Origin of the sequence: Microbacterium sp. 2MCAF23, from assembly GCF_052115565.1 — a bacterium.
Classification (GTDB): domain Bacteria; phylum Actinomycetota; class Actinomycetes; order Actinomycetales; family Microbacteriaceae; genus Microbacterium.
Genome location: NZ_JBFRGY010000011.1, coordinates 101,913 through 116,047, shown reverse-complemented (window position 1 = coordinate 116,047; position 14,135 = coordinate 101,913). Strand labels below are relative to the sequence as shown.

The 14,135-nt window shown below is 71.3% G+C and carries 12 protein-coding genes; 5 read left to right on the top strand and 7 right to left on the bottom strand.

The window, feature by feature from the left end:
* Positions 1–60 precede the first annotated feature (60 nt).
* Together purD and AB4078_RS12380 are read right to left on the bottom strand one after the other, a co-directional pair.
* On the bottom strand, positions 61–1,338 hold the full coding sequence (gene purD / locus AB4078_RS12385) for a phosphoribosylamine--glycine ligase (protein ID WP_441977382.1): 1,278 nt from the start codon (positions 1,336–1,338) through the stop codon (positions 61–63).
* 56 nt (positions 1,339–1,394) lie between these two features.
* On the bottom strand, positions 1,395–2,096 hold the full coding sequence (locus tag AB4078_RS12380; protein WP_441977381.1) for an NUDIX hydrolase: 702 nt from the start codon (positions 2,094–2,096) through the stop codon (positions 1,395–1,397).
* Between the two features lie 38 nt (positions 2,097–2,134).
* Between AB4078_RS12380 and AB4078_RS12375 the strand changes: the two genes are divergently transcribed.
* Positions 2,135–2,503, top strand: a complete 369-nt coding sequence (locus AB4078_RS12375; RefSeq protein WP_440733075.1) for a sterol carrier family protein — start codon at positions 2,135–2,137, stop codon at positions 2,501–2,503.
* A 45-nt stretch (positions 2,504–2,548) separates the two neighbouring features.
* A complete protein-coding gene (locus AB4078_RS12370; protein WP_440733076.1) occupies positions 2,549–2,866 on the top strand; it encodes a potassium transporter Trk in 318 nt (105 codons plus the stop codon).
* Between the two features lie 38 nt (positions 2,867–2,904).
* Here the strand turns inward: AB4078_RS12370 and AB4078_RS12365 are convergent, their stop codons facing one another.
* The 3 genes from AB4078_RS12365 to AB4078_RS12355 form a co-directional block, all read right to left on the bottom strand.
* Positions 2,905–3,504, bottom strand: coding sequence for a zinc-binding alcohol dehydrogenase (locus AB4078_RS12365; protein WP_440733077.1), 600 nt, complete (start codon positions 3,502–3,504; stop codon positions 2,905–2,907).
* Between the two features lie 144 nt (positions 3,505–3,648).
* Entirely contained in the window at positions 3,649–4,899 is a 1,251-nt protein-coding gene (locus AB4078_RS12360) for a serine hydrolase domain-containing protein (protein WP_440733078.1), read from the bottom strand.
* Positions 4,896–6,626: a biotin carboxylase gene (locus tag AB4078_RS12355; protein ID WP_441977380.1), complete on the bottom strand. Its 1,731-nt coding sequence runs from the start codon at positions 6,624–6,626 to the stop codon at positions 4,896–4,898. Before AB4078_RS12355 ends, AB4078_RS12360 begins: the two co-directional genes overlap by 4 nt.
* A gap of 229 nt (positions 6,627–6,855) precedes the next feature.
* Here AB4078_RS12355 and purM point away from each other — a divergent pair, with 229 nt between their 5' ends.
* From purM to AB4078_RS12340, 3 genes are read left to right on the top strand one after another with little or no spacing between them, the layout of a single operon-like run.
* Positions 6,856–7,971 carry a phosphoribosylformylglycinamidine cyclo-ligase gene (purM, locus tag AB4078_RS12350; protein WP_441977379.1) on the top strand — a complete coding sequence of 372 codons (1,116 nt, stop codon included), beginning with the start codon at positions 6,856–6,858 and terminating at the stop codon, positions 7,969–7,971.
* Positions 7,972–7,975: 4 nt separating this feature from the next.
* The gene (purF, locus tag AB4078_RS12345) at positions 7,976–9,433 is read left to right on the top strand and encodes an amidophosphoribosyltransferase (protein ID WP_441977378.1); all 1,458 of its coding nucleotides are present in this window, start codon (positions 7,976–7,978) and stop codon (positions 9,431–9,433) included.
* The gene (locus tag AB4078_RS12340) at positions 9,430–10,824 is read left to right on the top strand and encodes an MFS transporter (RefSeq protein ID WP_441977377.1); all 1,395 of its coding nucleotides are present in this window, start codon (positions 9,430–9,432) and stop codon (positions 10,822–10,824) included. Before purF ends, AB4078_RS12340 begins: the two co-directional genes overlap by 4 nt.
* A 9-nt stretch (positions 10,825–10,833) precedes the next feature.
* Here AB4078_RS12340 and AB4078_RS12335 read toward each other — a convergent pair whose 3' ends face one another.
* Both AB4078_RS12335 and AB4078_RS12330 read right to left on the bottom strand, forming a co-directional pair.
* Positions 10,834–12,006 carry a metallophosphoesterase family protein gene (locus AB4078_RS12335; protein ID WP_441977376.1) on the bottom strand — a complete coding sequence of 391 codons (1,173 nt, stop codon included), beginning with the start codon at positions 12,004–12,006 and terminating at the stop codon, positions 10,834–10,836.
* The gene (locus AB4078_RS12330) at positions 12,003–14,129 is read right to left on the bottom strand and encodes a DUF5054 domain-containing protein (RefSeq protein WP_441977375.1); all 2,127 of its coding nucleotides are present in this window, start codon (positions 14,127–14,129) and stop codon (positions 12,003–12,005) included. Before AB4078_RS12330 ends, AB4078_RS12335 begins: the two co-directional genes overlap by 4 nt.
* Positions 14,130–14,135 lie beyond the last annotated feature (6 nt).

Genomic DNA, 14,135 nt, shown 5'->3' with positions numbered 1-14,135 from the left:
CGTTCGCGGTCGGCGTCTCGCGGGCCTTGTGCAGACCAGGCCCGTGCGCGCGCGCTCGGGCTACTGCGCGACGCGGGCGGCGATGTCCGTGCGGAAGTGCGCACCGTCGAGGCGGATCCGGCCGATCGCCTCATAGGCGCGGGTGCGCGCGTCGGCGAAGTCGGATCCGGTCGCGACCACGTTCAACACCCGGCCGCCGGTGGCGATGAGGTTGCCGCCCGGTGCGTCGGGGCCCGCGGTCGCCGCGTGCACGATGCCGACGCCCTCGACCGCCGCGGCCTCGGCCAGGCCCTCGATCGGGCGGCCGGTCTGCGGCGCCTCGGGGTAGCCCTCGCTCGCGAGCACCACGGTGATCGCGACGTCGTCCGAGAACTGCGGCTGCGGCTGGTCTTCGAGCGTGCCGGTGGCTGCCGCGAGCAGCAGTCGCGACAGCGGGGTGCGCAGGCGCGGCAGCACGACCTGGGTCTCCGGGTCGCCGAAGCGCGCGTTGAACTCGATCACGCGCACGCCGTTCGGGGTGAGGATGAGGCCGGCGTAGAGCAGGCCGATGAACGGCGTGCCCTCGGCGTCGAGCTGCTTCACGACCGGAAGGGCGACCGTGCGGGTGACCTCCTCGACGAATGCCGCCTCGCTGCCGAACTGCTCCTCGAGCCACGGCAGCGGCGAGTACGCACCCATGCCGCCGGTGTTCGGGCCCTCATCACCGTCGAGGGCGCGCTTGAAGTCCTGTGCGGGGCTGAGCGCGCGCACGGTGTCGCCGTCGCTGAGGAAGAACAGCGAGACCTCGGGCCCGGTGAGGAACTCCTCGATGAGCACGGGGCCATGGGGCAGATAGTGCTCGGCGTGCGCGAGCGCGGCCGCACGGTCCTCGGTGACGATGACGCCCTTGCCTGCGGCGAGGCCGTCGGCCTTCACCACGTAGGGGGCGCCGAGGTCGTCGAACGCGGCCTCGACCTGGGCCGTCGAGCTCGCGCGCACGGCACGGCCGGTCGGCACGGAGGCCGCCTCCATGATCCGCTTCGCGAACGCCTTGGACCCCTCCAGCTGCGCGGCGGCGCGACCGGGGCCGAAGACGGGGATCCCGTGCTCGCGCACCACGTCGGCGACGCCCGCGACGAGCGGCGCTTCGGGGCCGATCACGACGAGGTCGACGGCATGCTCATCGGCGAACGCGCGCACGGCGGAGCCGTCCATCGGATCCACCTCGACCAGGGTCGTGTGCTGCGCGATGCCGGCGTTGCCGGGGGCGCAGAGGATCTCGTGCCCCTTGTGCTCCGCACGCAGGGCGAGGATGATCGCGTGCTCACGGGCACCGGAACCGAGGACGAGGATCTTCACCCCGCAAGCCTACCGACCGCGCGCATGCCGATGACGGCCGTGCGGCGCCCGGTCGGTCACACCTCGAGCCGGATCGGCCTCTCATCGGCGCGGTTCCACGGCAGGGTCCACCCCGCGGCCTCGAAGACGCCGTCGAGAACCATCGCCGTGAAGCCCCACACGATGGTGCCGTCCACGTCGAAGGCGGGCCCGCGGAAGGTCTGCCCGATCCGCGTGAGGGTGGAGGTGAACCGGGTCGCCGGATCCAGCAGCGTGGCCACCGGCACGCGGAACACCTGCACGGTCTCGGCATGATCCACCGCGACCACGCGCGAGGGCTCCCGCCACCAGCCCAGCACCGGGGTGACGAGGTGGTTGCTGGCGGCGAGGGGGATCTCGGGCAGAGTCGCGAGGATCTCGACGCCGGCCGGATCCAGTCCTGTCTCCTCCTCCGCCTCGCGGAGGGCGGTCGCGGCGGGATCCGGATCCGCGTCCTCCCGGCGTCCGCCGGGGAACGAGACCTGGCCGGGGTGCGAGGAGAGCGTCGCCGCACGACGTTGCAGCAGCACGTCGAGGTCGGCCGGCACGGTCACGGCGTCCGCATCGGACGGCTCGTCGTCGAGGCGGCCGAACAGGATCAGCACGGACGCGGCGTGCGCGTCGTCGTCGACCCCGGGGAAGCGGCCCAGTCCGAGTGCGCCCTTCGCCGCCGCCGCGAGCAGGTCGGCGCGCGCCCCGGCTGCGGTGTCCGTGGCGGGCGTCTCGGCGGAGGAAGTCATCGTGCCGAGCCTATGCCCGGCGTGCCTAGCATGGACCCATGGCGAGCAGGATCGACACGACGGCGGGGCGCGCGGCGCTCGAGGCGGCCCGCGCCGCGCTCACGGCCGGGGAGAAGCCGGCCCGCTCCGACTACGCCACAGCCGTGCGCTACCTGTTGCAGCTGCTCGACGAGAAGGCTCCGGGCAACAGCGTCGAGGTGCGCGTGCCGCCGTTCGGTGCCGTGCAGGTCGTGCAAGGGCCGCGGCACACGCGGGGCACGCCGCCGAATGTCGTCGAGCTGGATCCCGCCACGTGGATCGCCGTCGCGATCGGATCCGAGACCTGGGCCGCCGCCGTCGATGCGGGCCGCATCCACGCCTCCGGCACGCGCGCCGACCTGACCGAGCTGCTGCCGCTGCGGCCCTGATCATCCGCCGGATCCCCGCACAGGTGCGCGTGGGACAATGGATCCATGAGCACGTCGCAGCCGCATCGCACGCCCGAGATCGAGATCGCGCGCGTTCGTCGAGCGCCGCGCTGGGGCGTCTTCCTCGGCATCGGCGTGGGCCTGGGCGTCGTTCTCGCGTTCCTGCTGACCGTGTTCGGCAACTTCGGCGCCTCGGAGGCCACGCAGGTCTCCTACCCGTTCGGCCAGGTGTTCGGCTTCCTGCTGCTGTGGACCGTGCCGGCCGGTATCGCCGTGTTCGGCGTCATCGCGCTGCTGCTCGAACGCGCCGCCCGCCACAGCGAGCGCGTGGTGCGCGTCGACCACGAGACCGTCGTCGAGTAGCCCGCGCGAGGGCACGAGCGCAGGCAGCCGTCAACCGGTCAGGCGACCTCGGCGATGACGGGGCGGATGGCGCTGTCGAAGTCGACCGGGTCGTGCCGGAGGCTGTCGGTCACCGCGATGCTGAACGCCCCGATGCGCCAGATTCCGCGCTGCGCGAGCGGCAGCACGTGCACGTTCAGCTCGAAGGAGTGCGCGCGGCGCCCGGTGTCGCGCTCGAACTCCGCGAGCGCCGCGGCGTATGCCCGATACGGATCACCGGTGCCGGAGACGGACCGGGAGTAGCGCTGCTGCGCCTCGTTCGCGTAGCGCACCACCTCGGCGGCGAGCGGGGCGATCGCGGTGCGCAGCCGCTCGGCTCCGACGGCGGGGAGCGCGACGATCGTGTCGAAGCCGTCGATGAGCTCGAGCGGAGCGGCGGACGGGTGCGTCTCCGGCTCGACCGTCATGTCCCAGTACGCCCGCCATTGCCGTTCGAGCACGTCGTCCGCCCCGGCGTCGTCGAAGGCGCGCAGCGGATGATCCCTCAGCGTGGGAAGCTCGGCGGGGGTCCGTACGCCGAGCCGCTGGCGCAGCGCGAGTGCGACGAGCACCGGGATCCCGGCCTCCTCGCGCACCAGCCACTGCGGCTTGTCGACCATGGCCCCATCGTACGGATTCCGGGGCCTCGCGGGGCGGCTCGATTCACGATTCAGGGAGCGATGTCCGTCCTGATCCGTGCAGGAACAGGACCGGCATCGCTCCCCGAACCGGAAATGCGGATCCGGTGCCGCGAAACGCGCCGGTCAGCCGATCGTTCGGGCGACGGCGTCGAAGGCTTTGATCGTCCACAGCAGCCGCTCGGCATCCTGCGGCGTCGGCCAGCTGGAGAGCTTGGCGGCGACGACGTTCGCGGCACGGTTGACGTAGATCATCTGTCCGTGGATGCCGAGCGCGAGGAAGACGTCGGACCCCGGGTACGGGAACCAGAACCCGTTGCGGTACATGCCGCCGGGCATGAGCGTCGGCTCCGCCGCGTTCGCGAACGCCGCGCGGGAGTCGGGTGCGCCGGCCATGGTCTCCGCGATCCAGGACGAGGGAAGCACCTGCTTCCCGTCCATCGCTGCGCCGTCGCGGAGGAACAGCGTGCCGAAGCGCAGCAGATCCCGCAGGGACGCCGAGACGCCGCCGTCGAACATGCCCGCACCGACCGCGTCCACGCCGACGTTCGCGCCGAACTCCGCCCCCATCGGACCCCACAGCCGCTCGGACATGAGATCGGCCGCGTGCACGCCGGTCGCGCCCTCGAGCACGAACGCGAGCGCGTCGGTCTCGCACGACTTGTAGTCGAAGCGGCCGCCGTGCGGGCCGTCCGCGCCCAGCGTCGCGAGGAAGTCGCGCAGCGTGCCAGGGGTGTCGGGGTGCCTGCGCGGCGCCCAGCCGATGGCCTCCTCGAGCAGGCGGACCTCGGCGTTCTCGTCCAGATACGCCTCGGAGAACCGCACGCCCGTGCGCATGTCGAGCAGGTCGCGCACGCGTGCGCCCTCGTAGCCGGATCCGGCCAGAGCCGGGACGTAGGCGGTGACCTGCGCTCCCGCATCCAGCGCTCCGGCGCCCATGAGCGTGCCGGCGACGGCCGTCGTGAGCGACTTGCTCACCGACATCAGCAGGTGCAGCACGCTCGCTGACATCGTGCCGGTGTACTGCTCGCCCATGACCGCGCCGTCGCGCGAGACGATCCATCCGTCTGTGAAGGTCGAGGCCATCACGTCCTCGAACGGCGCCGAACGCGGCTCCCACGGGTGCGGGACGTCGATGTGGCTGAGATCGGCCGGCACCGAGGGCAGCGCGAGCGTGCGCCCTCGCGAGGAGATCTCGTGCACCGGCAGGAAGTCCGCCATGTGCTGCATCGACCAGCGCAGGTTGGGCTCCTGCTGCCAGGCCTCGAGCGGGGGGATGAACCCGTCGATCGGTCGCGGGCCGTCCGGTGCACCGCCCGCCGCCGGTATGGTGCCGTTCCAGGTGTCCGTCGACGGGGGTGTCACATCACCGCTCATGGTGTCGGTTCGGTTCCGATCTGCTCGTGCTCGTCGATCTCCGCCGCGGGCGGCAGCGGCGTGGCCGCGTACATCGCCCGGATGGACTCGATGAGATGCTTCGCGCGGATGGACAGGCGCCCTGTGGGCGTCTGCAGCCGGCCTTTGGTGACCAGGATCCCCAGATCCGCGCCCTTCCAACGGTAGTCTCCCGGGCCGTAGATCCGCAGGAAGAACGATTCCGACTCGCTGCCGAGCAGGTGCCAGTCCAGGTCGCCCTGCGAGAATGCGAGGCGACCGTACGCATCCAGCACGTAACGGCCGGTGGGCGGAGCCACATCGATGTGCTCCACGGTCGGATCCGTGTGCTTGATGATCATGTGGCTCCACTGGTCGGCGGCGGCGAGCTCCTCCCAGCGGTCGTTGATCTCGTCGACGTCGAGGTCGAACTCCACCCCGGAGAACTCGAGCAGGTGGAACACGAACAGCGGGATGTCGGCGTACGCGCCCGCGGTCACGTTCGTGATCGCGGAGGCGCCGGAGATGCGCGGGTTCAGCTCGCCCAGGTACACGTCGCCGGTGTCGGTGTCCAGCAGCACGTCGACCTCGAAGAAGCCCCGGTAGCCCTCCGCGCTCAGCGCGTCGCCCAGCTTGCGCACGAGGCTGGTCGCCGCATGCCGGGTGGGCTCGTCGAGCACGCCCGGGAACATCTCGTTGCCGGCCCAGCCACCGCGATACGGGGTGAGCTCCTTGTGCCCGGTGATCTCGGTCATGAACGGGCCGACGATCGTGCCGTGCCGGGTGAGCACCGCCTCGACGGCGATCGGGCGGTTGTTGATCCGCTTCATGACCTTGATCTCATGGCCGATCACGTCGGCCGCGTTCTTGTCGAACGAAGCGCGGTCGGTGACGAAGTACGTGGTCTTGCCCGAATCGCCGTAAGCGGTCTGAACGACGAGGTCGGATCCGAGACCGGCCTTCTCGGCCTGCGCCATCAGGTCCTCGAAGGACTCCGCCTTCGTGATCACGTTCGGCACGCTGGGAACGCCGACGGAGTCCGCGATCCGGGTGGTCACCATCTTCGAGTCGAGGCGCTCCCGCAGTGACGCCTTGGGCAGGATCAGCTCGTAGCCGAGCTCCTCGCAGATCGCCTCGGTCTCCTCGTCGAAGAACACCAGCGCGATGCGCGGCTTCTCTCCCGCCGGAGTGAGTCGGGCGATGTGCGCTCGCACCTCGTGGTGGCGCAGCAGCCAGTTGTTGATCTGCTCGCCGCTCTCCCACTCGATGTACGGCTTGTGGATCGGGCTGAACACGCGCGGATGCGCGCCCTGCCAGCTGTCGTAGTAGGCGATGTACGAGAATCCGCGCACCCAGCGATCCAGGCCCAGCAGGTTGAACGACGACGCGCCCACGAAGAAGATCGGGGTGCGGTTGGTGCGGAAGAAGTGCCGGATCTCCGACATGTTCCGCAGGCCGTGACGACGGACCGGCGGCTCCCCGGGAGCGATCTCGGGATCGAGCGTGGGGGCGGCCACCGGCAGCGGTCCGGTGTTCGCCGACGTGGTGGGCATCGGCACCGGCTTGCGGGCGCGTGATCGCGATGCGCCGGCTGTCTTCGCCACGGGCGTGACCGGAGCCTTCGCGGCCGCAGCACTCGCCGCGCGGCGACGCGGCGCCGATCTCTTCACGGCGGCCGCCTCCTCCGCCGGAGCAGGTGCGGATCCCTTGTCCTTCTGAGTGCGTGCCACGATCGTCCTCTCCACTTGCCACCGCACGGCGTCGTTGCCGTGCGGTCTCACATCCAGCGCGTCACACGCCTTCAGGGGTCTCTCAGGATCGGGGGAGTCAAGTATTACCAGGTCCGCGGACGATGCACCAGGACATTTCGGATCGGTCCGTCCGACCGCCCTGCGGGCGGGCCGGGACGGCGGCGGTCTCCCGGGTCTTCGCACAGTCGCCCGCCGGTAGGATTGACGGGTGTCCTCCCGCACCTATGCTGAGGCCGGCGTCGATACGGCAGCCGGCGATCGCGCCGTCGAACTCATGAAGTCCGCCGTCCGTGCCACGCACGGACCCGAGGTGCTCGGCGGGGTCGGCGGATTCGCCGGTCTCTTCGACGCCTCCGCCCTGCTCGGCTACCGCCGGCCGCTGCTCGCCTCGAGCACCGACGGCGTCGGCACGAAGGTCGCCATCGCGCAGGCGATCGACAAGCACGACACGATCGGGCACGACCTGGTCGGCATGGTCGTGGACGACATCGTCGTGGTCGGCGCGAAGCCGCTGTTCATGACCGACTACATCGCCTGCGGCAAGGTGGTCCCCGAGCGCATCGCCGACATCGTGCGCGGCATCGCCGAGGCCTGCGAGCTCACCGGCACTGCCCTCGTCGGCGGCGAGACGGCCGAGCACCCGGGTCTGCTGGGCGTCGACGACTACGACGTCGCGGGCGCGGCGACCGGCATCGTCGAGGCGGACCGGATCCTCGGATCCGAGCGCGTGCGGGACGGCGACGTCGTGCTCGCCCTCGCGTCCAGCGGCCTGCACTCGAACGGCTACTCGCTCGTGCGGCACATCCTCGCCAAGGCCGGCATCGGCTACGGCGACCGCGCCGACGACCTCGGCGCGACCTGGGGTGAGGCGCTGCTGACCCCCACCCGCCTCTACACGACTCCGCTGCTCGGCCTGACCGATCGCTTCGAGGGCGCCGTGCACTCCCTCAGCCACGTCACCGGCGGCGGCATCGCCGCGAACCTCGCCCGCGTGCTGCCGCAGGGATCCTGGGCCGAGGTCGACCGCTCCACGTGGTCCCCGGCCCCGGTGTTCCGTGTGCTGAGCGATCTGGCGGGCACCTCGCTCGAGTCCAGCGAGGGCACCTGGAACCTCGGCATCGGCTTCCTCGCGGTCGTCGACGCCGCCTCCGCCACCGCGATCGCCGACGCGCTCACGGCCGGGGGCATCGACACCTGGCAGGTCGGGACGGTGCGGCTCGATGCCGTCGCCGTACGCCCGGCCGGCGATTTCGAGCAGGGCGCCAAGGGCGTCGACGGTGGTGCCGTGCGCCTGGTCGGCGCCTACGCGGACGGAGCGAACTGACCTCATGTGCGGCATCGTCGGAATGGTCGGGCACGCCCCGGTCAACCAGGACATCTATGACGCGCTCCTGCTGCTGCAGCACCGCGGCCAGGACGCGACCGGCATCGCCACGGCCGAGCCGAGCGGGGTCATGCACATGGCCAAGGCGGAGGGCATGGTGCGCGAGGCGTTCCGTACCCGCGACATGCGCTCGTTGCTCGGCAACGTCGGCCTCGGCCACGTGCGCTACGCCACCAAGGGCACGGCGTCGAGCGAGGAGGAGGCCCAGCCGTTCTACGTGAATGCGCCGTACGGCATCGTCCTCATCCACAACGGCAACCTCACGAACACGCGCGAGCTCACCGCCGACATGGCGCACCGGGATCGCCGTCATCTGAACTCCTCGAGTGACACCGAGCTGCTGCTGAACGTGCTCGCGCACGAACTGCAGACCTCGACCTCGACCGTCGACCTCGACTCGGAGCGCATCTTCGAGGCGGTCGCGCGCACGCACAAGCGCATCGAGGGCGCGTACGCCGTCATCGCCATCCTCGCCGGATACGGGCTGCTCGCGTTCCGGGACCCGTTCGGGATCCGCCCGCTGATCCTCGGCAAGCGCACCCGCGAGGGGGCCGAGGAGTGGGTCGTCGCGAGCGAGTCCCTCGTGCTCGAGAACGGCGACTACGAGATCGTCCGCGAGGTGGAGCCGGGTGAGGCCGTGTTCATCACCAACGAGGGCGAGCTGTTCACGAAGCAGTGCGCGGCGGATCCGGTCCTCGCGCCCTGCGCGTTCGAGTACGTGTATCTGGCCAGGCCCGACTCGGTCATGAACGGCATCTCCGTGTACGAGTCGCGGCTGCGCATGGGCGACCGCCTCGCCGACACGATCGCGAAGCACGTGCCGTTGGACGAGATCGACGTGGTCATGCCCATCCCCGACTCCTCGCGGCCCGCCGCGATGGAGGTCGCCCGCAAGCTCGGCATCGAGTACCGCGAGGGCTTCTACAAGAACCGCTACGTCGGCCGTACCTTCATCATGCCGGGGCAGGCGGTGCGCAAGAAGAGCGTGCGTCAGAAGCTGAACGCGATGTCGACTGAGTTCAAGGGCAAGAACGTGCTGCTCATCGACGACTCGATCGTGCGCGGCACCACCTCGAAGCAGATCATCCAGATGGCGCGCGACGCCGGCGCGAAGTCGGTCATCTTCGCCTCCGCAGCCCCGCCCATCCGGCACCCGCACGTGTACGGCATCAACATGCCGTCCAAGCACGAGCTCATCGCGCACGGCCGCACGATCCCCGAGATCGCCGAGGTGCTCGGCGCCGACCGGCTCGTGTACCAGGAGGTCGAGGACCTCAAGGCCGCGATCACCGAGGGATCCGAGCTCACCGATCTCGACCTGAGCCCCTTCGACGGCCGGTACGTCACCGGAACCGTCACCGAGGAGTACCTGGGCTGGCTCGAGGGATCGCAGAGCTCGTGACGGCGGGCGGACCCGAGGTCCGACCGCTCTGGCGCGGGCGCGTCCTGGCGGTGCTCGGCATCGTCCTCGTCGCGTTCTCGTTGCGCTCCGCCGTGGCCTCGCTGTCACCGGTCGTCGACCACGTGGCGCGCGACTTCCCCATGCCGGCTGCCGTGGTCGGCCTGATCGGAACCGCGCCGCCGGTGTGCTTCGCGCTGTTCGGGCTGCTCACCCCGCTCATGGAGCGCCGGCTCGGTCTCGAGCGGGTGGCCGTCATCGCCTTGAGCGCCGTGACGGTGGGGCTCGTCGGGCGCGGGTTCGCCGTCGACGCGACCACGCTGCTGATCGCCACGGCGCTCGTGTTCGCCGGCGTCGGCATGGCGAACATCCTGATGCCGCCGCTGGTGAAGAAGTACTTCCCCGACCGGCTCGGCCTGATGATGACGCTGTACACGACGGTGATGGCGTTCTCGACGTTCCTGCCGCCGCTGGTCGCGGTCCCGGCGGCGGACGTCGCCGGCTGGCGGGTGTCCCTCGCGATGTGGGCCGTGTTCGCGCTCGCCGGGACGATCCCCTGGATCGTGATGCTGCTGCGCGCGCGGACCGAGGGCACGGCTGTCGGTGCCACGGCCTCGCCCGCGGAGACCGAGGCAGCGCCCGCGGTCGGCGACCGGGCACAGGATCAGGTCGAGGCCGACGTGACGGATCCGGCCGGGACCGCATCAGCCCGGCCGTCGTTCGAGGACGCCGCGGCGCTTTCCACTGGTCCGATCGTGACGGCGCCGTCCAGCTCGCGCGTCTTCTCCCGGCTGGCCCGCATTCCCCTCGCCTGGACGCTGGCGGTCGTGTTCGGCACGTCTGCGAGCATGGCCTACACGGCGTTCGCCTGGCTGCCCACGATCCTCGTCGAGCACGTCGGCACGACTCCGCAGCAGGCCGGTCTGCTGCTGTCGCTATTCGCGTTCACGGGCTTCCCCGCGTCCCTGATCGTGCCGGTGCTCATCGTGCGCTTCCACGCGACCACCTGGCTCTATGTGATCGGCGCGCTCGGCGCGGTGCTGGGCCTGCTCGGCCTGCTGCTGTTCCCCGCTCCGTCGATCGTGTGGCTGTGGGTGCTGCTGTACGGGCTCGCCGGGTTGCTCTTCCCGCTCGCGCTGGTGCTGATCAGCATTCGCGCGCGCGAGTCGGAGACCGCGGTCGCGCTGAGCGGCTTCGTGCAGAGCTGTGGCTATGTGCTCGCCGCGATCTTCCCGCTCCTGCTCGGCATCGTGCACACCGCGAGCGGCGGCTGGCAGGTGCCGCTGATCGTGCTCACCGCTCTGCTCGTCGCATCCATCCCCGCCGGCGTCTACGCCGGGCGTCCGATCACGGTCGAGGCCGCGTGGGAGCGGCGCCACGGCCGGCGCTGGTAGGCCCGAGGTCTAATCGCCTCCATCGGAGCGTGACCGGTCGGGCGCGTGCGGCGCGAGGGCATGCGTGAGGCGTACGGCGCCGTCGAGCGTGCGCATCTCCAGGCGCAGGGCCTCGGGATCCGCCTGGATGTCGATCCAGGTCGCGGCCTCCGCCGAGGAGGCGTCGAGGTCAGGCCCGCCCGCGACGACCTGCGCGTACGGGAACTGCGCGTCGCCGGGGATCAGCGCCGGCTCGTGCGTGTGCCCGGAGACGATGAGCTGCGCGCCCCAGGCGACGAGGGCGTCATGCCAGGCGTCGCGGCTGAACCGGCTGAACCAGTCGTAGCCCTCGTCGTCGTAGTCGGCCGGGGTCTCGTCGAGCCAGCGCAGCGGGATGTGGCAGAAAACGAGACGGTAGGGCGCGTCGCGGATCTCCGGCCGTGCGATCGCCTCGCGCAGCCACAGCGCCTGCTCGGCACGCAGCGGCTCGAACGCGACGCGACCCTCGAAGGTGGGGTGCGCGTCGGGCTTGTCCTCGCCCGTGTGCAGGAAGAGGCACGCCACAGGCCCGATCCGCGCGGCGGAGAAGGGCCGGCCGTCCCTGGTCGCCACGTAGTCCTGCAGCTGGAACGCCCAGTCCCCGCGGACGTCGTGGTTGCCGATCGTGATCTCGAGCGGCCGGTCGGCGCTGATGTCGCGCTGGGCGGGGGAGAGCACGGTGCTCACGAACTGGCCGGGGGTTTTCCAGTCGTTGCAGAGGTCGCCGTTCCACACCAGCAGGTCGACCGCCGGAGTCTGCTCGTCGAGGGCGCGGATCGTGTCGTCGCGCTGGTGCGTGTCGTTCCACACCGCGATCCGGGCGTGTGCGGCGGACGCATCCAGCAGGCGCACGGTCTTCCATGCGCTCACGTGCTGCGCGCCGGGGTCGCCGACCGCCTCGGTGACCGCGCGCACCTGCACCGTCGTGCCGGGGTGCATCCCCTCGGCGCGCACCCGCAGCACCTGCTCGCCCTGGGGCGTCATGCCGAACGGATCCATCCGCGCTTCACCCTCGGCGCGGTCGGTGCGCCACTCGAGCCGTCCACGGCTGAGCCGGCTCACCGCCCACACCGCCTCGAACCCGTCCGGACGCACGGCCATGATCACCAGCGGGCTCGTCACGAGTGCGTCATCGGCGGCGGACGCGCGGCGGACGTCGGTCATCGGTTCTCCTCTGCGAAGGCGGCTGCGCCGTCGAGGTCCAGCTCGAACCGGTAGCGCAGATCGTCATCGAACCACATCCGGAAGTTCGTGCCCCACACGTTGTTGTGCAGGTTCACGGCGAATCCGTCGGCCGGATCCGGGATCTCGTCGTCGAAGCGCAGCAGCGCAGGGGTGCCGACCGCGACGAGCGGGGCGTCGATGGTGCGCAGGCGCAGCGGACGGGATCCGCGGCGCTCCACGGCGGTCACCGCGTGCAGCGTGCGGTTGCCGCGGCTCACCACGCGCCGGGGGTCCACCGGCACGCCGAGCTTGCGCAGCGCCCAGGCGTCGGCGGCGGCCCTCTCGGCCGGCGCCGGACGGAAGCCGAACCAGCTCGCCTCGGGCAGCCGCGACGCCTCTCGCCCGCACACGTCGAGCAGGATCCGGATCGGGCCTTCGCCCTGCGGGAACCGGTACTCGATGCGGACCCGCCGCGGCGCCCCCGTCTCGGCGACGAGCTCTTCCGGGAGGGTCAGCTCGAGAAGCGCCGTGCCGTCGCCCTCCGGAGCGGCGCGGGTCGTGAGGCCGCGGAGCTCGGGCGCCGTCACGCGCGCCGGCAGGGTCTCGGCGATCGCGAGCCCGGGGCTCGCCTGGTCGGGGATCGCCCAGACGCCGGTGTGTCCGAGATCGCGGCAATACTGCTGCAGCCAGCGCTCCTCGTCGCGCTCGTCGAAGGTCTGATGCCGGAAGGCGCCGAGCGTGTGCTCCGGATCCGCCCACACGGCCCCGCGCTCGTCGCGCAGCCCGGTGATCGCGCCGTCCGCCCCGAACGTCACCCGGAACCGCCCCAGCGCGACTTCCTCGCCGACGCTCACCTCGGCCTCGGGGGTGGCGGGGCCGGCGCCGGTATCCGCCGACGGACGCAGCTCGGCCAGCGCTGCGCGCGCCTCTGCGGCGCGCTCAGGGGCGAGCGCGGTGAGCGCGGCATCCAGGTGCGCGCGCTGCTCGGCCCACGACGCCTCGAAGCCGGAATAGCTGAGGCCCTGCGGCGACGGATGCTCCGCCCACGCCCAGTCGTAGGTGCGGGTGTCCGCGGGATTCGCGGACGGATCCACGACATCGCGGGCGCGCGCGGCACGGAAGTCGGCCTTGGCGTAGTTCACGTAGTCGGGGAGGTACGTCTTCAGATCCTCGCCCCAGGTGTGCTCGACGATGCGAAGCAGGGCGACGCCGAAGTCGTGGTGCTCCGCCGACGACGGATCCAGCGCGCCGTCGCGCAGCCACGTGGTCCGCAGCCCCTGCAGCACGCCCTGTCCCGCCGTGAGCAGGGGATCGGCGCCCGCGCCGTGGATCCAGGTGTCGCCGATCTCCGCAGTCACGACGTGGAGGGCGTCGCGGTGCGCGAGCACGGCGCGGGCGAAGTCGTCCAGGTTCGATGCGACGATCCGTGCGCCGGGGTGCGCGGCCGTCAGGGCGGCGAACAGCTCCTCGACCTCGGCAGCCGAGGGCGGGCCGTTGTTGTCACCAGTGTGCGCGAGGTGCAGCGCGTCCGTGCCGCCCGGCACCACGGCGAGGTCGAGCCCCTCCGAGCCGTAGGAGCGGGCGTAGTTCACCACGACCTCGGCGCCGTCGGGTGCGCGCCACACGAAGAACTCGGGCACGTCGGGGACCGCGGAGGCGCCGTTCACGCCCAGGTGCAGGTACTCGATCCCCGCCGCGGCGAGCACAGGCACGAGCCCGATGGTGTGCCCCGGCACGTCGGTCATCTTCGCAGCGATGGTGCGCCGACCGTACCGGGCGTCCAGCCCCTGTGCGATCGACGCGGCGAACGCGGCGAGCGACGGATCCATGAGCTCGGTGTGCGTCGTGAACGGCAGTGCGTGCCAGTGGATCCGTCCCTCTCTCAGGGCGGCGTCCAGCCGGTCCTGCTGGGCGGGCGTGCCGGCCCGCAGCACGTGATCGATCAGCCAGGACCCGGTCGTCCAGACGAATCGGGCGGGCCCGCCGCGGCGCTCCAGTTCCTCGGAGAGCTCGATCGCGCGCGGCAGGTAGCGCTCGGTGTACCCGGCGATCACGTCGCGCGCGAGCGCCGTGAAGCCGATGTCGAGGTGGGTCTTGAAGACGACGTGGATCGTGTCGATCACGGCGGA

Coding starts and splice junctions, on each gene's coding strand:
- AB4078_RS12380 (WP_441977381.1), bottom strand. CDS start 2,096: ATGACTTCCTCCGCCGAGACGCCCGCCACGGACACCGCAGCCGGGGCG.
- AB4078_RS12375 (WP_440733075.1), top strand. CDS start 2,135: ATGGCGAGCAGGATCGACACGACGGCGGGGCGCGCGGCGCTCGAGGCG.
- AB4078_RS12370 (WP_440733076.1), top strand. CDS start 2,549: ATGAGCACGTCGCAGCCGCATCGCACGCCCGAGATCGAGATCGCGCGC.
- AB4078_RS12365 (WP_440733077.1), bottom strand. CDS start 3,504: ATGGTCGACAAGCCGCAGTGGCTGGTGCGCGAGGAGGCCGGGATCCCG.
- AB4078_RS12360 (WP_440733078.1), bottom strand. CDS start 4,899: ATGAGCGGTGATGTGACACCCCCGTCGACGGACACCTGGAACGGCACC.
- purF (WP_441977378.1), top strand. CDS start 7,976: ATGTGCGGCATCGTCGGAATGGTCGGGCACGCCCCGGTCAACCAGGAC.
- AB4078_RS12335 (WP_441977376.1), bottom strand. CDS start 12,006: ATGACCGACGTCCGCCGCGCGTCCGCCGCCGATGACGCACTCGTGACG.